The sequence below is a fragment of the Dyadobacter sp. CY312 genome (genome assembly GCF_021390535.1).
GTDB lineage: Bacteria > Bacteroidota > Bacteroidia > Cytophagales > Spirosomataceae > Dyadobacter.
On record NZ_JAJUXG010000022.1, the window covers coordinates 1 to 21,361 of the forward strand.

Here is a 21,361-nt window from a genome sequence, read left to right on the forward strand (position 1 = left end):
CGTTATTGACCAGCACATTGATGTTTCCAAAAACGGAATAGGCTTTCTCCACAATTGCCTCACGGTCGGCTGCATTGGCAACACTTCCCTGGCAATAGGCAACTTCTACACCCAGCTCGCGGAGTTCGTCGAGGGCTTCTGAACATCCTGCTTCATCGCGTACTCCGTTAATGGCGAGGTTGTAGCCTTCCTTTGCCAGCGCCTTTGCAATCCCAAAACCTATTCCCCGACTTCCGCCAGTTATTAAAGCTGTCTTTTTCACTTCCATGTTGATATTGTTTGCCACAGGTGTTTGATTTTTTTAGGGAGAACCACTTAATGAGGTTTGATTTTTACGCCACAAAGTCACAAAGTTTTTATAGCCACGGATGCATGGATTATCACAGATTTTTTTTCATTTCAATTCGTGAACATTCGTGCATCCGTGGCACTTTTTTTGATTTACAATTCCTCAATATTCACCCACTGGCGTTTTTCCCAGCTTTCAATTCCTTTTTCGGCTAACTGAACACCTCTTGCACCTGCTTTAAGATCCCATGGGAATGGCGTGTCTTTCACAATGTGTTTGAGATAAAGTTCCCACTGTGCTTTAAATGCATTATCGAAGTTTTCCTGCTCCGGTACTTTCGACCAGCCTTCAAAAAATGGTATCGGCTGAGCAATATCCGGGTTCCAGACAGGCTTAGGCGTATTTCCATAATGCTGAATATAGCAGTCACGCAAACCAGCAACGGCAGATCCGTGTGTTCCGTCTACTTGCAAAGTGAGCAAATCATCGCGGCGTACACGTACCGTCCAGGATGAGTTGAATTGTGCGATCACGTCACCTTCAAGTTCGAAAGTGGCATAGCATGCATCATCGGCAGTACAGTTGTAAGGTTTGCCGTTTTCATCAATTCGCTCAGGAATGTGCGTGGCTCCAAGGCATGATACCGCTTTCACGTTGCCGAACAGATTGTCCAGCACATAACGCCAGTGGCAAAGCATATCGACGATGATGCCTCCATCATCTTCCTTTCTGTAATTCCAGGATGGGCGCTGAGCCGGAATGCTATGGCCTTCAAACACCCAGTAACCGAATTCTCCCCGCACAGAAAGTATCTTGCCGAAGAAACCGTTTTCCATCAGGCGTTTCAGTTTCAACATGCCCGGAAGCCAGAGTTTATCCTGAACCACTCCATTTTTAAGACCAGCCGAAGTTGCCAGTTCGTATAATTCCAGCGCTTCTTCGGTGGTGGTCCCGGTTGGTTTTTCACAGTAAATATGCTTTCCAGCCAGTATGGCTTTTTTTATTGCAGGAGCTCTGCGGCCGGTAACCTGAGCGTCGAAATAAACCTGATACTGAGGGTCGGCGAGAACAGAATCCAGATCCGTGGTATATTTCTGAACGCCCGACTGCTTACAAAGCGCTTGTAGTTTGCTTTCATTTCGTCCCACAAGAATCGGATCCGGCATGATCACTTCATCCGCAGAAATTTTAACACCACCCTGTTCTATAATTGCCTTGATGGAACGTAGTAAGTGCTGGTTGGTACCCATACGGCCGGTTACGCCGTTCATGATAATCCCGATGGTATGTGTTGTCATTTGTTTTAGCGGTTAGCTGTTAGCGATTGGCAGTGAGCTTATTCATTGCCTGTTAATATGATTGAATTCAAAAAAGGAGTTTTAAACCTTTTCAACAAAAGCCTTGGTGATTTCTTTGAGGAACAGATGCTGGTCTTTTGCCCAATGAATGTTTGAGAAAATTTCTACTTCGCAAAAACCTTTGAACCCGGTAGCTTCGACCCATCCACGTATCTTTTTAAGATCGATACAACCTTCACCCATCAGGCCGCGGTCGTTGAGCAGGTCAATGGTATTCACTTTCCAGTCACAAACGTGATAGGCAAGCAGATTGCCGTTTGCTCCACATCTGGCAATTTCTTTTTCCAGGTCAGCATCCCACCAGAGGTGATAAACGTCCACTGCCACACCCACAAATGGTGATCGGAAAGATTCGGCCATGTCATTGGCCTGTCCCAGTGTATTGATGGCCGAACGGTCTGCGGCGTACATCGGATGCAAAGGCTCGATGGCCAGTTTTACATTCAGCTTTTCGGCAAGAGGCAGTATAGCTTCAATTCCTTCACGGATTTGTTCTCTGGATTTTTCCATAGACTGATCCGGTGAGGCGCCACATACGAGCACGATCATGGGAGCACCTAAGGCTGCCGCTTCTTCAAGAAGTTTCTTATTGTGGTCGATTGCCTGAGCACGCCCTGCGCTACTTGTATGAGGGAAAAAGCCACCACGAACATAAGAGACAATTTCCAGCCCGGCACTGCGAATGATTTCGCCTGCACGGTGCGGTCCAATTCCCTCCGTTGCGTTTTGCCATACACTAATTCCTTTCACACCAGCGGCTGCATAGTTTTCCACCGCTTCGGGCAGGCCCCATGGTTTTGTCGTAATGGTGTGAATGCAGCAGCGATCCAGTGAGATGCTCATTTTTTTAATTGTTAATGGTCAATGGTTAGTTGTTAATGCTGTTGTTCCCGCGGTCGTTTGTGTCCACACAAACGACTGACATGATGGATGTGCTTACCGCCTCCGTTTGCGTCTCCACAAACGGATCGAACAGACTGTGTATGCATAAGTGGTTTGTGAGGACATAAACGACGGCCTATAAACCCTAAGCTCCGATTCCTTTCACCGCTCCCAAATAATTGTAATACGGTAAACCTTTGTTGATCCGGTGTACGTAAAGAGCTAGTTCTCGGGCGTGGTAATCTCCCCACATACTCGATTCGCCGCAGGCAATTTTTTGCCCCGCCGGAACATTGTCCCAGCCATTTGGCTGATGATATATCGAGTGTAAAATCAGTCCCTGGTGAGTAGGATCCGTGGATAAATAAGGTTCAGCAAAAAGACTGTCTAGTGAAGTCAGACCAGCTTGCCAGTAGCGATTTCCTTCTTCGTTTCTATCATTCAGATATTTACCGAGCCGGAGTAAACCCTGTGCACCAATTGCCGCTGCGGAGCTATCAATAGGCTCAAAATCGTTGTAAGGTTCCGAAGTTCTGGCTGTGTAGTCTCCTAATTTATAAAGTTGTGGAGCGCCGGTATCCCAATATGGAATTCCATCAGCTGCTGTGTTGTCTATGAAAAAGTCGCAGGTGGCTTTGGCTGCTTTCAGATATATGCGTTCCAGTTCTGCCCGGCCACCTAATGGTGCAAGTTCTTCGTCGGAAAAGCTAGGTAACGATTCCAGCTGTTCCGCAAAACCAAGCATAGCCCAGGCAAGTCCGCGTGTCCATGTGGTGAATCCTGAAAAGCCCTGCTGTGAATTTGGGCAACGGAAATTTCCATCATTGGTATTAAAAACGCTTTCATGAGCGGTGCGACCCCACAAGTCGTAACTGTCTCTTCCTTCGCCGTAGAAAACGGCATATTTAGCAGTAGCAAGAGAGTGGAAAGTACCGCGTTCGAGCAAGCTTGTTTTTACATCATTTTCCCCCATCAGGCTATGTCCAAGCAAATGGGAAACCATAAGCGCTCGTACAGAACGGATGGTATCTACAAAAAGAGAATGCGGTCCATTGAAGGAATGGATAAAACCCTGTCCGCCTTTGATGTTGGTCCAGCGGTTTGCCTGTACGGAGCCTGAAACCTTAAGCGCAACTTCATAGAAGTTTCTTTCCCACTCGTTTTCCTCAATACGGCCTTCATTCATCAACCGCACCAGGTTGCCATATGTACTCACATTGTTGAAGCCATGGTCATGAACACCGAAATGACTTACATGTGAGGCCATGCTGTTAACAGTATTTTTGCGTGCACTGGCCAGAAACGATTCGTCACCGGTAGCGTCAAATTGTAAGACTTCGGCGCCATATTGAAAGCCTTGGGTCCATTCCGTCCATCCGCGAAGTGTATATTTGCCGTTTACGGTGAAGACAGGAGTTCCTTTGGAATTGTCGTATTCTTTGGAAATAAGTCTGATTTTTTCTGCTGAAAGCTCCCACAACTTATCAATCTTGGATTGAAGTGATGCGGCTGAAAGGTCGTTTCTAATCTGCATGAGTTATATCAATAGTATTATTTAGCCTTTTTATTTTAGGATAATACAAAGATATTTTTTCGAATCAGTAACGGCAAGGTACATTTTTGATATTAAATGGCACTTTTCCGAACTCGCTCACGGTATTCATTTGGCGTTAATCCGGTTTTTCTTTTGAAGATTCGGCCGAAGTAGGAGGGATCGTCGATATGAATGTGATAGGCAATTTCCTTACTGCTCAGATTGGTAAAAACCAGCAGACGCTTTGCTTCCAATAATAGCTTGTCGAGGATGTATTCCTGAGAAGGCGTGCCCAGATATCTCTTGACAATTTTGCTCAGATAGTCGGGGGATACTGCCAGTGCAGTTGCGTACTGCTGGACTTCATGCATTTCTCTGAAATTTTTCTCGACCAATTCCTGAAAACGACCTACTAGCTCAGGCACGGACAGTGAAGTTGAGTCCGGTGAATGCTGTTCATTCTGCGTGAGTCCGTTACATTTCTGTAATAACAGACCCAGGTACTTTCCGATCATGGCCTGGTCGGGTTCATTATTCAGGTGATCCGACACCATGTTTTCCATAATATTGTGAAAATAGTGTCTCTCTGAGTCTGAAAGCCCTATAATGGGTTGTCTTCTGCCAGGCTGGAAAAAAGGGAACTGAGCAAGAGATAATGCTGCGGGGTTATAGAAGGAATAAAAATCCTCCGAAAAGGCAACAATGAAACCCTGGCATTGGGTTGAAAAGTGTAGCAAATGAACCTGCCCCGGTGTCAGAAAATGCAGGCCTGAACCTTGTACAGGATAGGAATAAAAATCAATTTCGTGAAATCCCTGTCCCTCCTCAATAAAAAGAATCTCATAGTAGGTATGCCTGTGTGGCGCATCTGTTGGTAAGGGAGTAATAGGAAGTGATTCGGGAGTGCTTTTTTGTAGACCGGAGCTGTTTTTGAACCGGTAAATTTTCAGTGCAGGTATTGTACCCGGTGATTTGGGAAGTGAATGAACGGGTATTGCATCGGACATGAAAACCAACTGTTTATGACTTCTTCAAACTAAATAACTTTTTTAAAAGCCAAAACATTAAGAAAACTACCAGCACTAATGCAATTACCGGCAAAAAAATAGCAATTCCGGATAAGCCAAAGGAAGCAACATTTTCCGCCGTTGACACCACCGGATTCCCTAATCCTGCCGTTGTTTTTGAAGATAAAAGTCGGAGAAAACCTGTTCCTGCCTGCACAAGTCCTGCGGTTCCGCCACCGACAATCAACCCCAATCCCCAATGTAACACCGGGCTGTCTATATGAACAAATGAAGTAGTCAGCAGTGTGCCCGCTACTACTGCTGCTGGTGTTGCAATGGTATCGAGCAGGTTGTCAATAAATGGAATGTAGTAACCGCCAATTTCAGCGATGGTAGCTGTGAGCAAAGCGAAGAATGCCGGCCAGGTTGAGAGCCATTCGAAGTTTTCACCGGGTGTGATCCAGCCGTTCATGGTGGCAACATTGGCGGCAAGCATTGGTAAAAACACCCGGAAACCACAACTGGCGCTGAGGCCTAGTCCCAGGCAAAGGCTAAGAAATAATTCCATGATTGGTGTGCATTAGGATTTGGCGTGAAAGGTATAGAAAAAAAGGATTTTTTAGGTGATTCGTGACTAATTTTGCTTTTTCATTGTTTACAGTAACATTGAGATATCAGGACAACCACCAAAGAGTAGTAAGTGAATCAGGAAACCAAAAGCGGGCAGATATTTGACCTCCCGACGTTAAGACGTTTGTACGTATTCGTCCGGCCTTATCAAAAGCAGTTCTATATGTTGATCGGCATCATCATGCTGAACGCATTTTTGGCCCCACTCACACCACTTTTGATCAAATACACCATTGATACCCCAATTGCAAACGGAGATTACTCTCAATTAACCGTTATGTTGGTGGTGATGATTGTGGTAACCATTATACAGGGTTTGGCGCAGTTCTGGAATACTTATATGTCAGGCTGGCTGGGGCAGTACATCATCAGAGATATTCGTGTTCAGCTATATCAGAAAATCATTGGTCTGCGTCTTAAATTCTTTGATCAAACTCCAATCGGCAGGCTGGTTACCCGTACCATTTCGGACGTAGAAACGCTCTCAAATGTGTTCAGTGACGGGATGGCTGCCATTGCCGGTGATATATTGCAACTCACGCTTATTATCGGTGTGATGTTCTACACAGATTGGAAATTGTCGGTGATCAGCTTGTCAATGATTCCGCTCATGTTATTCTGTACTTATGTCTTCAAGGAGAAAATCAAAGATTCGTTTAATGAGGTCAGAGCAGCAGTGTCAAACCTGAATTCCTTTGTTCAGGAGCATATTACCGGAATGAGCATTGTTCAGATTTTTAGCAGCGAGGATACGGAATACAAGAAATTTAAAGAGATTAACAAGGTTCACCGTGATGCCAATATTCGGTCTATTCTATATTATTCGATCTATTTTCCTGTTGCCGATGTGATTGCCGCTGCGGGAACTGGTTTGGTGGTATGGTACGGATCCAAACAGATATTAAATGCCGAAGTGACATTTGGGACGGTTACCGCATTTGTCATGTTCATCAACCTTTTCTTCCGTCCGATCCGTCAGTTGGCCGACCGTTTCAATACGTTGCAGATGGGGATTGTGAGCACAGACAGGATATTGAAATTGCTGGATAGCGATGAGTATACAGTGAACGAGGGCACTTTTGCGCCGGAAATTGTGAAAGGCAAAGTGGAATTCAAAAATGTTTGGTTTGCCTACAATGAAGAGGAATATGTATTAAGGAATATCAGCTTCAAAGTGGATGAAGGCAAAACGATTGCGCTTGTAGGCGCAACAGGAGCAGGAAAATCATCGATTATTAATCTGCTCACCCGCTTTTATGATATCAACAAGGGCAGTATTTTGGTAGATGATGTTGAAGTTCAAAACTATGAGCTAAATGCACTTCGCAGGCATGTAGGTGTTGTTTTGCAGGATGTGTTTTTATTTTCCGATACGATTGAAAACAATATCCGGCTGGGTGATTTTTCGATTACGCATGAAAAAATTGTCGAAGCTGCCAAACTGGTGGGTGTACACGATTTTATTGAAAGACTTCCGGGAGGTTATAAATACAATGTGATGGAACGCGGCGCTACGCTGTCTGTGGGGCAGCGGCAGTTGATTTCTTTTGTTCGTGCCATGGTGCACGAGCCCAAGATCATTGTGTTGGATGAAGCCACATCGTCGGTTGATACGGAAACGGAGGAGCTGATCCAGAAGGCAATTGAAAAGCTGATGAAAGGGCGTACTGCCATTGTGATCGCACACAGGCTTTCCACAATTCAGGAGGCAGACAAGATCATCGTGGTGGACAAGGGTGAAATTATGGAAGAAGGAAACCATGAACAACTGCTGGAAAAAGAAGGTTTTTATGCCAATCTGTATAGAATGCAGTATAAAGAGGTTTTAAAAATCGGATAGGAAATAGGTAGTTTTTGGATATTTATACCGGTGTATGGGGTAAAATATCTAATAATCGTTCGTTGTAACTAAGATAGTAATTCTTGAAATACAGAAGTTTTTATGAACTGGACCAACGATTTAACTCAGCTTCTGAAAATAAAATACCCGATCATTCAGGCACCGATGCTGGGTGTGACTACACCTGAAATGGTTGCCGCGGTTTCCAATGAGGGTGGATTAGGATCACTTCCTGTAGGGCTTCAATCGCCGGAAAAGGCTTTGGAACTGATTCGTAAAACGAAGTCACTTACAGCAAAGCCTTTTGCAGTGAACCTGTTTGCTCATGATTTACCGGAAATAGATCCTGCTGCTATATCTGAACTCCAAGACCGGCTTTTGGTAATTGCGCGCGAGCACGGTCTGGATTACAATCCGGTTGAGATTGAGAAAATTCGCCATTATTCTTACCGCGAGCAAATCGAGATCATTATTGCTGAACATGTACCCGTTGTGAGTTTTACATTCGGAGTAATTGATCAGGAAAGTATCCGTCGTTTTCATGAGGCAGGAATATTGCTGATTGGAACCGCTACTTCGGTTCGCGAGGCACAACACCTGGAAAGTATTGGTATTGATGTAATTACGGCTCAGGGAATTGAGGCTGGCGGACATAGGGGCACATTCCTGTTCGACGAGCCGTTGCCACAAGTTGGCTCAATGTCACTGATTCCACAAGTTACGGATCAGGTAAAAGTACCGGTGTTGGCAGCTGGCGGAATTATGGATGGAAGGTCAATTAAAGCTGCCATGATCCTCGGCGCACTGGGTGTTCAGGTGGGTTCCGCGTTCTTGCGAAGTGATGAAAGTCTGGGTATTGATGTTTATAAGGATGCGGTTGCAGACAGTGCTGATACAGAAACGGTTCTCACCAGAGCGTTTTCGGGAAGATGGGCGAGGGGAATACGCAATACATTTCATGATGAAGTTGAAAAGCTGAATTTGGATTATCCTGCATATCCACTACTAAATGACCTGACCGTTCCAATGCGGACTGCTTCGCAAAAAAGTCAGAATAAAGAATTTACAACACTTTGGGCAGGACAGTCAGCAAGACTTGCAAAATCCAAATCGTCAGCTGAGATTTTCAGAGATTTGGTTATTGAAACGGAGGAACTATTGAAACTGAAATGATAAAGTTTGTTTCCCAAAGCAAAAAGGTCTGCCTCTCTTCACGAAAAGCAGACCTTTTTTAGTGTTTTAATTTACCTCTTTCTGACTGTATCCAATGGAATGGGAGGTGGACCTATGAGGTCGTCTTCTTCAATTATTTTAACAGAAGAACTATCACTTTCTACTTCCAGTGAATCGCTTTCAGACGGGTGATAATAGGTGACACAGTTATATTCCTTCGATATCTTGAAATTAGGTTTCGGGAATGGACCAGGTTCTATTCCCACAGCTTTATCCCGATATATTTTTTCCAGAAAACTACCAACAATAGGCAGGGCTGTTTTAGCTCCTTCTCCCAGGTTTGTGGATCTGAAGTGGATACTCCGGTCGTCACCGCCTACCCAGGCACCTATTACGAGGTCACGTGTGATACACATAAACCAACCGTCCGAGTTATTCGAGGTTGTCCCTGTTTTTCCTCCGATCTCATTGCCGTTTTTAGCCACATCAAAGCGCCATCTTATACTACCCGACGTTCCGCCTGGCTCTTCCACACCACCTTTGAGCATATGTACCATCAAAAATGCAGACTCAGGACTGATTGCCTGGCGGTGTTCCGGCAGAAATTCTTCGATCACTTTGCCGTTACTATCCTCAATTTTATTAACCAGAACGGGTTCAGTGTACGTGCCGTTGTTTACAAATACACTGTAAGCTGCAACCATGTCATAAAGAGAAACGTCAAAAGGGCCAAGACCGATCGAAGGCAATGCCTGCAAGGGTGTACTAATCCCCATTTTTTTAGCATAACGAACCACATTGGCAGGTCCAACCTGGTCGGTAAGTTCTGCGGTAACGGAGTTTACCGATTGCGCGAGTGCTCTGCGCAAAGTCATATTGGAATAACTGAAATAGCCAGCTGAGTTCTTTGGTTTCCACTCTTTTTCTTCACCGTTTTCTGTGTATTTCTTCACAAAAGGTTTGTCCACAATCTGGTCACAGGGAGTCATATTGAAGATGGAGTCGTCGATGGCGGTGGTGTATACAAATGGCTTAAAGGTAGATCCAGGCTGGCGTTTGCCTTGTTTTACAGCATCATACTTGAAATAATTGTAATCCAGTCCGCCTACCCAGGCTTTTATTTGACCCGTATGCGGATCCATCGCCATCATGCCTGCACGCAGTATTCTTTTATAATAGTCGAGCGAATCCATCGAACTCCAGTATTTTTTCATCTCTCCACTGTTTTTCCAGTCGTACACCATCATGGTGTCGCGTTTGGTAAGGTAATGGAGGATACTATCCGGACTTGAAGGGAATTTTGCAGCGAGCGATCTGTATTTACTGGTTCTCTTGATCACATTCGCCAGAAAATCAGGAATCTCTTTTCCGTTTTCATCGATCCAGGGATTTTGCTTTCCCCAATGATCGTCAAACACACGTTGCAGTTGCTTCATCTTTTCAGTCATAGCTTCTTCTGCATGCTCCTGCATGTGCGAGTTGATGGTCGTGTATATTTTCAAACCATCGGTATACAAATCATAGCCGTTTTGGTCACCCCATTTTTTTACGTAATCGACTACCGCATTTTTAAAATAGTTGGCGTTTCCGTCGTAAGGAGTTTCGAATTTGGCTTTGAGCTCGATCGGTAACGCACTGATGGAGTCGGCTTCTTTAACAGTAAGATATCCGTACTTCTGCATCTGGCCGATTACGACATTACGACGTTCCAGGGAGCGTTTCGGGTTCCTGATGGGGTTGTAGGTAGTTGTTGCCTTTTGCAGACCAACCAGCACAGCAGACTCCTGGATATTCAGGCTGTCTGGCGATTTGCTGAAATAGGATTTGGCAGCAGTATTGATCCCGAATGTATTATTTCCGTAGTCAACGGTGTTAAAATACATGGTCAGAATCTCTTGTTTAGTAAAGTTTCTTTCCAGTTTTATAGCCGTAAGCCATTCCTTGGTTTTGTATATCAAGGTACTTAGTCCGGGAACAGAACCAAGGAGACCTCGCGCCCCGCTTCTGCGCGTTTTGAAAAGTTTTTTGGCAAGCTGCTGCGTTATCGTGCTGCCGCCCCCACGGTCAGTAGCACCTGATACAATTCCCATAGCCACACTGGCCATCGCTTTGTAATCGATTCCTGAATGCTTGTAAAAACGTATATCTTCCGTTGCTACCAGCGCTTTCACCAGGTTAGGAGATATTTGCTCGGCAGTGACAGGAGTACGGTTTTCTGTGTAGAATTTCCCAATAAGAACGCCATCAGAAGTATAAATTTCAGAAGATTGATTCACCTTTGGATTTTGCAGATCTTCTACACTTGGCATGCTGCCCATCAGCCACAAAAAATTTGTTTCTACACAAAATATATAGAAACAAGCGCCAAGAAAACCGTAAACGAATGTTTTCCAAAGAATGCTTACAGACCGGTAATATGCCGAGTCTTTATCAAATTTGCTATCCCACCAATCATGCAGCGATTTTTTGTTTTTGCGGTAAGATATCAGATATGCATCTGTTCTGTTTTTACCTGCTACAAGTGAGAAAAATTTATAGGTAATAAAATTGAAGAACGCTGAGACCTGTGCTCCAATGTATTGGAACAGGTTTTTTATTTTGTAAAAGAACGATCTGATAACTTCCATCAAACGTTTAAGGTTCGTAAGTGCCCAAAGATAAGAAAAGCCGGACATATCTGATTAAGTCCGGCTTTTTCAAGAAATAATTCTACTCCGCTTTATTAAATTTCAGAGCTACGCCATTCATACAGTATCTGAGTCCGGTAGGCTTGGGACCGTCGTTAAAAACGTGTCCAAGATGACCACCGCATTTCCTGCAAACTACTTCTGTACGGGTCATTCCATGGCTTTTGTCCGTAATTTCTTCCACGTTTTCACTTGAAACAGGCTGGAAGAAGCTTGGCCATCCCGATCCTGAATCATATTTCGCGTCGGATGTGAACAAAGGCGTTTCACAGGCAGCACACACGTATGTACCCTCTTCTTTATTGTCATTGAACGGGTGGGAGAAAGGGCGCTCGGTACCTTTTTCAAAAAGTACAAAACACTGCTGTCCGGTCAACTCCTGCTGCCATTCTTCTTTCGTTTTTTGTATCTCTCTCATTGTTATGTATTTGTAGTATTGAGCTGTTGTCTTGCAAAGCAAAAATCATGCTTATATGAAAGATAACACTTTAGAAACGTTTATCGTTTGCTGAAAATACGTCTAAGCCACGAATCTTCTGGTGGCCAGCATTGATTTTGTTCGCCTGGCGCTTTTCTGAATAAACCTGCGGACAGCCCGAAATATAAGTTAAAAGCACGCGGGTTACCGATATTGAGCAGTCCCGTGAGGTGATCGGTGCCGATCCATAACGGTCCAACTCTTCCGGCCAGGCCAATTGATGGTGTTCTGTAACGGTTCATCAATGTTAAAGGCACTGAGATTTCGTACCATTTATGTTCGTAACGTGGTGTAACAGCTACAACGGATTCAGCCTTCATGCCAAAAGCATCTTGTGAAATGAGGTTTTGTACCCAAAGCCCGCTTACATACACGTTGGGCTGTACATTGTAATCCACACTCGCCTGAAATGCCATTGGCAACACCGATTTGAAATTAGGTGCAAGAGACCCATTTACGTCAAGAGATTCGTTAATGGCATTAAAAACCCCTTCCGATCCCTCCATCTTCTGGAAGGTGTCATATAGAAATTTTTTATCCTGAGCCTGTACATTTTGCTGCATCAGGTAGGCGGGGTTTTTAAAATGCACCCGTCCTATATCAGTAAGTGAAACTGCTACGCGATAGAGATATTTATTTTTGGTCCCATCACGCTTGCGTTCACCCTTTTCGGTGTAAGTGTATTTGTTAATGTCGGGTCTGTATTCGTAAACCGCACCGATATCAAACCCCCAGCCGCTTCCGGGCGGAGCTCCGCCGAGCAGCCACGCTGGTGTGGGTCGTATATTCTGAAACCCTTCATCGCGCGTCATGCCATATTGCACGTCAATCTGGTTGGCGTTTATGTATTGCATCGGCACCCTCAGGTTTGCATATTTAGGATCGGGATCGGGCAGCACTGAAAATGAGGAATTTTTGACAATGGCATGTGCGTTGTAAAGGCCCAGCATTCTTTTTACAGTAACACCTACTTTTACAAAATCTGTCTCATTGTCCATCACTACACCGCCAAATGTGAGGGCAATCTCGCCTACGCCATTAAAATGCAATTGTCCCGACTGATTTCCGAAACTGGGTCCCTGCAAATCTTCCAGTCTGGTGGTTTTACTTATGAGCCTCGCCAATGGTTCGGACAGGCCACTCATGTTCAGAATATACCGCGCCCTGGTAGATATACCTATGCCCGCTTTACCCTTGAAAAGCTGAAACATAATGGAGGGAAGACGGGTGTCTCCACCAGCATTTATGTATTTATCATTTCCATTTAATTTCTCTTTCAGGTAGGTACGTGGGAACAAAACTGCACCTCTCTCATTCCGATATTTGTCCGATACACTATTGGTTAATAGCCCAAGAAAAGAATACGGCGCATTGTATTTAACATGATTGTTCGCGGTGTAAAACTGGGTTCCGACAACATTGATCTGAACACTGTAACGATTGTCGGAGACAAATGCCGGATTATGGTATAGGGAATTAATGCCTGAATAGTTACCCATAGCCACTCCGGGCAAGTGTTGCGCCCGGCCTTCAGGGCATAATGCAAGAAGAAATATAAATAAAAGCAGCAGAATTTTTTGCATAGTGCGATTAAAACGGGAAATGTGTTATTTCCTGTATTCGGGTGCAAAGAAAAGGTCTGTGAAACGTACTTGCAACCTAAGGATGAATATGTAAAAAATATAATTTGGAAACTTGAATCGGCATGATTTTAATATCCAAATGAAGACGATATCAGAGCTTTGGTTGTAGAGGGCAAAAAATCATTCAGGTCAGGGGAGTGGATAAGCAATAAATTCAACTACTTTGGTGTAACTAATCATAGTTTTACGGTGGTTTAAAATGAGTATATATTTTGTAAATTAAAACGTATACCATATATTGTTCTGTAAATAACAGTTATATACTTATTCAAATTTTGTATTGTATGAATTTCTCATTCTCCGACTATCAGACGGAAAATTTCTTCGACGAGATGTTTAGCCCCGATGGAGGAATCCGTTCAGGTTATGAGCATCTTAGGGATAAATTTGAAAATCTCACACACGAAGAACTGACCAATCGTCAACTTGCTACCGAACGTGCCCTGCTTTCTATGGGTATCACATTTAACGTTTATTCGGAAGGAGAGGGAACTGAGCGTATTATGCCCATTGATATTATCCCAAGGGTGCTGCCAAATTCAGAATGGGAGTGGCTCGAAAAGGGATTGAAACAGCGTATCAAGGCATTAAATATGTTTATTGATGACGTTTACAATGATCAGAATATATTAAACGACGGTGTTGTTCCGCGGGAGCTGATCGAATCCAGCAAGTGTTTCCTGAAACCATGTATTGGTCTTAAGCCGCCCAAGGGAATTTGGTGCCACATTACCGGAACAGATCTTATTAAAGGAGACGACGGAACGTTCATGGTTCTGGAAGATAATTTGCGCTGCCCGTCCGGTGTTTCTTATATGCTGGAAAACAGGGAATTATCCAAACAGATTTTTCCGGATGTACTCGCAAGAACAGGTGTGAGGCCAGTTTCGGATTATCCTACCAGATTGTTGCAAATGCTTCAGCACCTGGCCGATCGACCAAATCCAACCATCGCTGTTCTTACGCCGGGAATTTACAATTCTGCCTATTTCGAGCATTCTTATCTTGCTCAGCAAATGGGTGTGGAACTGGTGGATACGCGCGATTTGGTTGTGTCCGACGGATATGTTAAAATGCGCACAACAAGTGGGTTACAGATTGTAGATGTGATTTACAGAAGAATGGACGATATCTTCATAGATCCCGAAGCATTTAACCCTGATTCGTTACTCGGTATTCCGGGTATTTTTGAAGTGTATAAAAAAGGTCGTGTTGCCTTGGCTAATGCGCCTGGAACAGGTGTGGCCGACGATAAAGTTGTGTACGCTTATGTTCCACGTATCATTAAGTATTACCTGCAGGAAGAAGCCATTATCCCCAATGTACAAACCTACATATGTGGCGAAAAGGAAGATTTTGACTACGTAATGGCCAATATCGAAAAGTTGGTTGTAAAGGAAGCAAATGAAGCGGGTGGATACGGAATGCTTATCGGGCCCAAGGCGACTGAAGAGGAGCACGAGCTATTCAGGCAGAAGATCAGAGACAATCCCCGTAACTACATAGCCCAGCCTACGATCTCGTTGTCGAGGGTGCCATGTATGGTGGACGGACATGCGGAGGGTCGCCATGTGGATTTAAGGCCATATATTCTTTACGGAGACGATATTAGTGTAATACCAGGTGGGCTTACCCGCGTGGCACTTAGAAAAGGATCCCTTGTAGTAAATTCTTCTCAAGGTGGAGGAGGAAAAGATACCTGGGTATTGTATTAAGTTATGGTTAACAGTTGCTGACAAGCTGTTAATCTTATCCATTTCATAGTACATTGGGTATGAAATGGATAGTTGAGGAGGAGGTCAGAAACTGGTTAATTATATCATCAAAAATTAAAAATGAAATGCATCGTGAAATTACAAGCTGGTACAGCCCCTCTCTGAACAAAGAAATGGAGGTGGCTGTATATGGTCACTATGGATTCGCACTATTGTTAATTCCTACCGCTGCGTCCGACTTTCTGGAGTACGAACGAAATGGGCTCATCGAGAGTATCAAGACATTTATTGATTCGGGAAAAGTGAAAGTGTACTGTATCAATAGCAACAACGGAGAAAGCTGGCTTAACCCTTATATGCATGGATACGATAAGGCTGTGAGGCATCAGTTGTTTAATGACTACGTTATAAAGGAAGTAATTCCGTTTATAAAGGATACAACCAGCAGTAACAATGAAATTATTGCGGCTGGGGCCTCATTTGGTGCATTTCACGCAGCGAATTTATTTTTCAAACACCCGGATCTGATCAATGGTGTCATCGCGATGAGTGGCTGCTATGACCTGAGCGTGTACACAGATGGCTACTACGATGACAACGTCTATTTTAATTCGCCTGTGCATTATCTGGCCCAGTTGAAAGCCGAATGGCATTTGTCTTTATATCGTGAAAGTCGTCATATCCATTTTGTAACGGGATCCGGTGCACACGAGAGACCGGAGTATTCTCAGCACATATCAGCTATTCTGAATTCAAAAAATGTGCATCATGAACTGGATATATGGGGAGCAGACATCCCTCATGACTGGTGGGTCTGGCAAAAAATGTTGCCTTACTATCTGGAAACCAGATTTTAGAAGGAAGTAACAAAAGTGAGAGGTGAAATGCGCTAATAGTACATTTTACCTCTCACTTTTTACTTTTACTATTTTTATGCGCCTTCAAACTGACGCAGGAATCTCACATCGTTTTCCGTGAAAAGACGCAGGTCATTAATTCCATAGCGTAGCATCGTAATTCTTTCTATTCCCATCCCGAATGCAAAGCCGGTATATTCCTGGCTGTCGATACCGCAGTTTTCAAGTACATTAGGATCCACCATACCCGATCCGGCGATTTCCACCCATCCGGAGTGCTTGCACACATTGCATCCTTTTCCTTTACAAATAAAGCAGGTAACATCTATCTCAGCACTTGGCTCCGTGAACGGGAAGTATGAAGGGCGAAGACGGATCTTGGAATCTTTGCCAAACATTTCTTTCGCAAAATGGTACAAAGTGTCTTTCAGGTCCTTAAAACTGACATTTTTGTCAATATAAAGACCTTCAACCTGATGAAACACGCAATGTGCACGGGCAGATATCGCTTCATTACGGAACACTCTTCCAGGCATTATAGAACGGATCGGAGGTTTCTGACGCTCCATCAACCGTACCTGTACATTGGAAGTATGTGTACGTAACAGCACATCGTCTTTGACTTCACCTTCACTTTTTGATATAAAGAAAGTATCCTGCATTTCACGTGCAGGGTGATTGTCGGCAAAGTTTAATGCACTGAAATTGTACCAATCCGTTTCGATTTCGGGTCCGTAAGAAACATTGAATCCCATACGTTCGAAAATTTCGATAATTCTACGGCGCACGATCGTCAGCGGATGCAAGCTTCCCTGAAGATTAGGAACAACAGGCAGGGTAAGATCAATTAGCATTTCAGGCTTTACTACCGCGCTGTTTTCCAGCGAGGTAGTAAATTCCTGAAAACGTTCCTGCGCCAGGTTTTTTAAGGTATTAAGTTCCTGACCCAATGCACGGCGATGTTCCGGTGCAACATTCTTTAACTCGTCAAACAATTCCGAAACTGCACCTTTTTTGCTAACGAAGCGCATTCTGAAAGCTTCGAGTTGCTCTTTATTGCTGACGCTTGCCTGCTCTATTTCCGAAATTAATTCCTTTACCCGATCGGTAATCATATTACTATAAGTTAATTAAAGAATGAAAATCTGGCTGAGCCTCAACCCATTCTTATTGTTTCGTTCTCGTCATTTTTGGCTTCTTTCTGCTTTGAAAAGCGCTGTCTGCAGCTTCAAAAACCGTACAAATATAAATAATGTTGAACTGCTTAAAACCCTCATCGCGAAACAACCCGTCAATTTTATCAGAAAACCCGCTTTTTGAGCTCATTAAAGATATACGTAAAATTACGTGTTTTGCTAAGTTTCATTACGTTATTTGAGTTGTTAACTAAAATTAAAAAATTGATTTTCAGTTAGTTATAAGCATGTGCGTATATTTACGTATTTCCGGAGTGCCATCTGCTGTGCTAAATTTGATTCACAATTTCAGCACAACGTAATTATAACAGATATGAAAACTTTTCCATCTCTCGCGCTCCAAAATTTGCCAGCTAATACAGCCGGCGCCACTTTTGTTTCCGTACAGTCTATGGGCAGAACTATTTTTCTGTCTCCCGATATAATCACTTTTATGGAAGGTGAAGGGAATTATACGTTTATATATACAGCAACAGGGAAAAAGTATCTGGTTTCGAAAACGCTGAAATCTCTTGCAGTGAACCTGAACGATAATTTTATCAGGGTTCATAAATCCTATCTTGTTAATACCGACTACGTTGTAGAACGTGTGGAAGACGATCGTTTGCTGCGGATGTCGTGCGGGAAAGAAGTTTCAGTTTCCCGCAGAAAAATAAAAGAAATAACCGGTATCCTGAATCATACCAATCTCAGGGCTACTGCTTAAATATGTTGAATTAAATTAGTGGGTTATTTATAAAAACAGCAGCCATCGCTCAGATCGAAGGCTGCTGTTTAGTTATGTGTCTAGCAGATTTTTTAATGAATCAGCATTACAGTATTTTGATTCCCAATGTAACCTGCCAGGAAGTAATTTTTTGTTTGACCGAATTTTTTCCACCAACTGGTTGTCCGTCAAGTTCAAAGGTGGCAAGGTTTGTAAATGACCCTTCTTTTCGCACATCCAGGCTCAGGCTTCCGATATCAAGTCCGGCTCCAAGCTGGTATCCGAATGTCGCCTCTGACATCGCGTCGTTAAGATTGGAAGTATATTGGCGAAATGCATCTCTCAATCTCTGATTATCACCAATTCTGAAAGAAGTTACCGGGCCAGCGAGGATACGGAATGGTCCTCCCTTCAAACCGATCAGCAGTGGTACATCAATATTGCTGTATTTTACATTCACCGAGGTGGTTACCGGAGTTTCACTGTCATTGCGGGTAATGTCGAACGTTCCTCCCTTGGTAGAAACCAGGACTTCTGGTTGAATAAAAATGGTTCGTCCGAAACGTGCGTACAAGCCACCAACCGCGCCTGTTCTTGTACTAAAACTTTGTTTAAGATTGTCGCGAACCTCTTTTCCGTCATAACCAAGATAAGGGTTTCCGTTGTCGTCGTAGCGTGTAGTGAAAACATCTCCCATTGTGAGCCTGGAAAGATTTACCCCTCCCTTAATACCAAACGCAAAACCTTTTTTTTGTGCCTGAGCTGTAGACATGCCTACCAGGCATAGCAAACAGATACAGGCTAATTTTGTCAGGATCTTCATGGATTGTTAGTTAAATAGTAAAACCGGTTAATAACGATAAAATACAAAAAATGATGCCTGTCACTTTTAATTTTTGATTTAACGGCCCACTTGTGGTCGTAATAGAAGATTTTTTGCCCTATTTTGTTGTTCCTTAAAGACAAACAAACAACTGGAAACCCCTATGGCCAAAGCCAAAACAGCCTATTTCTGTCAGGAATGTGGGTATAATTCACCCAAATGGGTGGGAAGATGTCCTTCCTGCGGAGAATGGAACACGCTGGTTCAGGAAGTAATTGAAAAAGAAGATAAGAAAACCAGCGTTGCCTGGAAGTCAGTGAACCTCGCCAGTCGCCCAAAAGCAATTACAGAAATTGTATATGAAAATGAGCCTCGTATCACAACCAAGGACGGGGAGTTGAACCGGGTTCTGGGTGGAGGAATCGTGCAGGGATCGCTTGTGTTGATCGGCGGGGAACCAGGTATTGGGAAGTCTACATTGATGCTTCAGATAGCGTTGACCTTGTCAGACAGGCGGGTTTTGTATGTTTCTGGTGAAGAATCGGAGCAACAGATCAAGATGCGGGCCGAACGCATGCTTTCTCAAAGTGATAAATGTTATATTCTTACCGAAACACATACTGAAAATATATTCAGGCAGATTGAAGAATTTAAACCTGAGGTCCTGGTAGTTGATTCGATTCAAACCATGCAGTCGGCTTACATTGAGTCGGGAGCGGGAAGTGTCTCTCAGGTGCGCGAGTGTACGGCGGAATTTATGAAATATGCCAAAGATACAGGTGTCCCCGTTTTCCTGATCGGGCACATTACCAAAGATGGCTCGCTGGCCGGTCCGAAAGTGCTTGAACATATGGTAGATACGGTTTTGCAGTTTGAAGGAGACAGGCATACCACATACCGTATTTTGAGAACGATTAAGAACCGTTTTGGAAGTACTTCGGAGCTCGGTATATATGAAATGCATGGAGCCGGGCTGAGGGAAGTGAGTAACCCTTCGGAAATCCTTATCTCTCAGCGCGACGAACCTGTAAGTGGTATTGCAATTGGCTCCATGATGGAAGGGAATCGACCGTTGCTGATTGAAATACAGTCACTCGTAAGTGTGGCTACTTATGGAACACCACAACGGAGCAGTACGGGATTTGATGCAAAACGATTACAGATGCTACTTGCTGTACTAGAAAAGCGCGGCGGTTTTCGTTTGGGCGTGCAGGATGTTTTCCTGAACGTGGCGGGCGGTTTAAGAGTGGAAGATCCGGCAATAGATCTGGCCGTGATCGCTTCAATAGTGTCGTCTTATGAAGATAAATTCATTCCTGCATCCGTAAGTTTTGCTGCCGAGGTTGGTTTGGGAGGAGAGGTGCGAGCCGTCAACAGAATAGAAAGCCGGATATCGGAAGCGGAAAAACTGGGATTCAAGAAAATGTATATTTCAAAATACAACAGCAAAGGACTGGAACTCGATCGCCCACAAATGAAAGTGATCCCGGTCGCACACCTGGATCAGCTGTTTATGGATTTGTTTTTGGGGCAGTAGTTTAGGTAATACTGTTCTTTATGTATACTCTTACAATTTCGATCTAAATCTGCAATTAGACTATTTAGTGTTTGACTAAAAAGATCTTACGCTTTTGCATTTTGAGATTAATAAATGGAGATAGGCGGTTAATATTAGTCTTGTAGGCTTACCAATTGCGTTAGTCGTTCGTTCTTAAAATAATTCTGAAACCACCAAATGAGCCCCCTTCTAAAAATAGTACAGATTTTTTCACTGCTTTTATTGCCCGTTTTACTGTATGGTCAGGGTAGAGAGACGGTGAACATTCTACAAAAGGAAATCACAAGAATTGAATTAGAAATTCGATCCAAAACTGATAGTTTGAAAAACTTGCAAAGGCAAATTGAGCAAATTGAAAATCAATATTTTATTTCCAATTCACAGAATAGTGAAGGGGACATATATCTTCCCGCTTTGATTACTATGACAGGCAAAATAAGAAAGTCAAGTGACCCTTTCTCAGAGGTCATCGCATTTGTTCAGAAAAAGGACACTGTATTTATAATGGGTTATCAGGATAATTACTGGTTTGTTAGAAAGGTAGGTTTTAAAGGATTTTTGTCTGAACTATATGTATTGGAAACGAAAGAGATTAAAGTACTGAAAGACGACCTGAAGAGAAGAAATTCAGTAGTTCCTATCGGTTCGGGAAACACAACAAAATATACTCAACATCTATCTGACTCAGCTGTTCATACAGATGAGATTAAAGCAGCAAATAATAATTTACAAATAAAAAATGAGGTAAATCGAAACAGTTGGGATAATACGACAAAATCTAATAGTTCTTCTTCAAGTAGGACCATTTACACAGGTCCCAGAGGAGGTAGATATTACATTAATTCAAATGGGAATAAAACATACCTAAAAAAATAGATTTTAAGAGTGTGTTTGGGAATTAAGTTTCGCTTACAGAGTTTATTCGTTGTAACATCAACTGAATATTGGCCAAAAATAGCCAGGAAACGGAAGATGATACGGTATA

18 protein-coding genes are annotated in these 21,361 nt (G+C 43.4%); 7 read left to right on the forward strand and 11 right to left on the reverse strand.

All coding sequences use genetic code 11. The features are described from left to right. The 6 genes from LZG71_RS26190 to LZG71_RS26215 all read right to left on the reverse strand — a co-directional run. Positions 1–286, reverse strand: a 286-nt coding sequence (locus LZG71_RS26190) for an SDR family NAD(P)-dependent oxidoreductase (RefSeq protein WP_233825565.1), incomplete at its 3' end; no start/stop codon positions are given. Positions 287–441: 155 nt separating this feature from the next. Continuing rightward, on the reverse strand, positions 442–1,587 hold the full coding sequence (locus LZG71_RS26195; RefSeq protein ID WP_233825567.1) for a Gfo/Idh/MocA family protein: 1,146 nt from the start codon (positions 1,585–1,587) through the stop codon (positions 442–444). Between the two features lie 81 nt (positions 1,588–1,668). Continuing rightward, a complete protein-coding gene (locus tag LZG71_RS26200; protein ID WP_233825569.1) occupies positions 1,669–2,490 on the reverse strand; it encodes a sugar phosphate isomerase/epimerase in 822 nt (273 codons plus the stop codon). 184 nt (positions 2,491–2,674) lie between these two features. Continuing rightward, on the reverse strand, positions 2,675–4,063 hold the full coding sequence (locus tag LZG71_RS26205) for a glycosyl hydrolase (RefSeq protein ID WP_233825571.1): 1,389 nt from the start codon (positions 4,061–4,063) through the stop codon (positions 2,675–2,677). A 92-nt stretch (positions 4,064–4,155) separates the two neighbouring features. Beyond that, entirely contained in the window at positions 4,156–5,070 is a 915-nt protein-coding gene (locus LZG71_RS26210; protein WP_233825573.1) for an AraC family transcriptional regulator, read from the reverse strand. Between the two features lie 13 nt (positions 5,071–5,083). Then, positions 5,084–5,638, reverse strand: a complete 555-nt coding sequence (locus tag LZG71_RS26215) for a DUF4126 domain-containing protein (RefSeq protein WP_233825575.1) — start codon at positions 5,636–5,638, stop codon at positions 5,084–5,086. Positions 5,639–5,770: 132 nt separating this feature from the next. Here LZG71_RS26215 and LZG71_RS26220 point away from each other — a divergent pair, with 132 nt between their 5' ends. Both LZG71_RS26220 and LZG71_RS26225 read left to right on the forward strand, forming a co-directional pair. After that, complete coding sequence (locus tag LZG71_RS26220) at positions 5,771–7,540, forward strand: ABC transporter ATP-binding protein (protein WP_233825577.1); 1,770 nt, start codon at positions 5,771–5,773, stop codon at positions 7,538–7,540. Between the two features lie 102 nt (positions 7,541–7,642). Next, a complete protein-coding gene (locus LZG71_RS26225) occupies positions 7,643–8,713 on the forward strand; it encodes a nitronate monooxygenase family protein (protein ID WP_233825579.1) in 1,071 nt (356 codons plus the stop codon). Positions 8,714–8,784: 71 nt separating this feature from the next. Here LZG71_RS26225 and LZG71_RS26230 read toward each other — a convergent pair whose 3' ends face one another. From LZG71_RS26230 to LZG71_RS26240, 3 genes are all read right to left on the reverse strand, one after another. Next, positions 8,785–11,340: a penicillin-binding protein 1A gene (locus LZG71_RS26230; RefSeq protein ID WP_233825581.1), complete on the reverse strand. Its 2,556-nt coding sequence runs from the start codon at positions 11,338–11,340 to the stop codon at positions 8,785–8,787. 82 nt (positions 11,341–11,422) lie between these two features. After that, positions 11,423–11,818 carry a peptide-methionine (R)-S-oxide reductase MsrB gene (msrB, locus tag LZG71_RS26235; RefSeq protein WP_233825583.1) on the reverse strand — a complete coding sequence of 132 codons (396 nt, stop codon included), beginning with the start codon at positions 11,816–11,818 and terminating at the stop codon, positions 11,423–11,425. An 80-nt stretch (positions 11,819–11,898) separates the two neighbouring features. Next, complete coding sequence (locus tag LZG71_RS26240; protein WP_233825584.1) at positions 11,899–13,461, reverse strand: DUF5723 family protein; 1,563 nt, start codon at positions 13,459–13,461, stop codon at positions 11,899–11,901. 344 nt (positions 13,462–13,805) lie between these two features. Between LZG71_RS26240 and LZG71_RS26245 the strand changes: the two genes are divergently transcribed. Next, entirely contained in the window at positions 13,806–15,236 is a 1,431-nt protein-coding gene (locus LZG71_RS26245) for a circularly permuted type 2 ATP-grasp protein (RefSeq protein WP_233825586.1), read from the forward strand. Positions 15,237–15,295: 59 nt separating this feature from the next. Then, a complete protein-coding gene (locus tag LZG71_RS26250) occupies positions 15,296–16,093 on the forward strand; it encodes an esterase family protein (protein ID WP_233825588.1) in 798 nt (265 codons plus the stop codon). Between the two features lie 74 nt (positions 16,094–16,167). On the opposite strand, the gene pheS is transcribed toward LZG71_RS26250, so the two are convergent. After that, positions 16,168–17,208 carry a phenylalanine--tRNA ligase subunit alpha gene (gene pheS, locus LZG71_RS26255; protein ID WP_233825589.1) on the reverse strand — a complete coding sequence of 347 codons (1,041 nt, stop codon included), beginning with the start codon at positions 17,206–17,208 and terminating at the stop codon, positions 16,168–16,170. Positions 17,209–17,602: 394 nt separating this feature from the next. Between pheS and LZG71_RS26260 the strand changes: the two genes are divergently transcribed. Beyond that, positions 17,603–17,995, forward strand: a complete 393-nt coding sequence (locus LZG71_RS26260; protein WP_233825592.1) for a LytTR family DNA-binding domain-containing protein — start codon at positions 17,603–17,605, stop codon at positions 17,993–17,995. A 106-nt stretch (positions 17,996–18,101) separates the two neighbouring features. Here LZG71_RS26260 and LZG71_RS26265 read toward each other — a convergent pair whose 3' ends face one another. Then, complete coding sequence (locus LZG71_RS26265; RefSeq protein WP_233825594.1) at positions 18,102–18,818, reverse strand: porin family protein; 717 nt, start codon at positions 18,816–18,818, stop codon at positions 18,102–18,104. 163 nt (positions 18,819–18,981) lie between these two features. Here LZG71_RS26265 and radA point away from each other — a divergent pair, with 163 nt between their 5' ends. Beyond that, complete coding sequence (gene radA / locus LZG71_RS26270) at positions 18,982–20,355, forward strand: DNA repair protein RadA (RefSeq protein WP_233825596.1); 1,374 nt, start codon at positions 18,982–18,984, stop codon at positions 20,353–20,355. 198 nt (positions 20,356–20,553) lie between these two features. After that, entirely contained in the window at positions 20,554–21,252 is a 699-nt protein-coding gene (locus LZG71_RS26275) for a hypothetical protein (RefSeq protein WP_233825598.1), read from the forward strand. Positions 21,253–21,361 lie beyond the last annotated feature (109 nt).

Coding starts and splice junctions, on each gene's coding strand:
- LZG71_RS26260 (WP_233825592.1), top strand. CDS start 17,603: ATGAAAACTTTTCCATCTCTCGCGCTCCAAAATTTGCCAGCTAATACA.
- LZG71_RS26225 (WP_233825579.1), top strand. CDS start 7,643: ATGAACTGGACCAACGATTTAACTCAGCTTCTGAAAATAAAATACCCG.
- LZG71_RS26265 (WP_233825594.1), bottom strand. CDS start 18,818: ATGAAGATCCTGACAAAATTAGCCTGTATCTGTTTGCTATGCCTGGTA.
- LZG71_RS26200 (WP_233825569.1), bottom strand. CDS start 2,490: ATGAGCATCTCACTGGATCGCTGCTGCATTCACACCATTACGACAAAA.
- LZG71_RS26245 (WP_233825586.1), top strand. CDS start 13,806: ATGAATTTCTCATTCTCCGACTATCAGACGGAAAATTTCTTCGACGAG.
- LZG71_RS26215 (WP_233825575.1), bottom strand. CDS start 5,638: ATGGAATTATTTCTTAGCCTTTGCCTGGGACTAGGCCTCAGCGCCAGT.
- LZG71_RS26250 (WP_233825588.1), top strand. CDS start 15,296: ATGAAATGGATAGTTGAGGAGGAGGTCAGAAACTGGTTAATTATATCA.
- pheS (WP_233825589.1), bottom strand. CDS start 17,208: ATGATTACCGATCGGGTAAAGGAATTAATTTCGGAAATAGAGCAGGCA.
- LZG71_RS26275 (WP_233825598.1), top strand. CDS start 20,554: ATGAGCCCCCTTCTAAAAATAGTACAGATTTTTTCACTGCTTTTATTG.
- LZG71_RS26195 (WP_233825567.1), bottom strand. CDS start 1,587: ATGACAACACATACCATCGGGATTATCATGAACGGCGTAACCGGCCGT.
- radA (WP_233825596.1), top strand. CDS start 18,982: ATGGCCAAAGCCAAAACAGCCTATTTCTGTCAGGAATGTGGGTATAAT.
- LZG71_RS26210 (WP_233825573.1), bottom strand. CDS start 5,070: ATGTCCGATGCAATACCCGTTCATTCACTTCCCAAATCACCGGGTACA.
- LZG71_RS26240 (WP_233825584.1), bottom strand. CDS start 13,461: ATGCAAAAAATTCTGCTGCTTTTATTTATATTTCTTCTTGCATTATGC.
- LZG71_RS26205 (WP_233825571.1), bottom strand. CDS start 4,063: ATGCAGATTAGAAACGACCTTTCAGCCGCATCACTTCAATCCAAGATT.
- LZG71_RS26230 (WP_233825581.1), bottom strand. CDS start 11,340: ATGGAAGTTATCAGATCGTTCTTTTACAAAATAAAAAACCTGTTCCAA.
- msrB (WP_233825583.1), bottom strand. CDS start 11,818: ATGAGAGAGATACAAAAAACGAAAGAAGAATGGCAGCAGGAGTTGACC.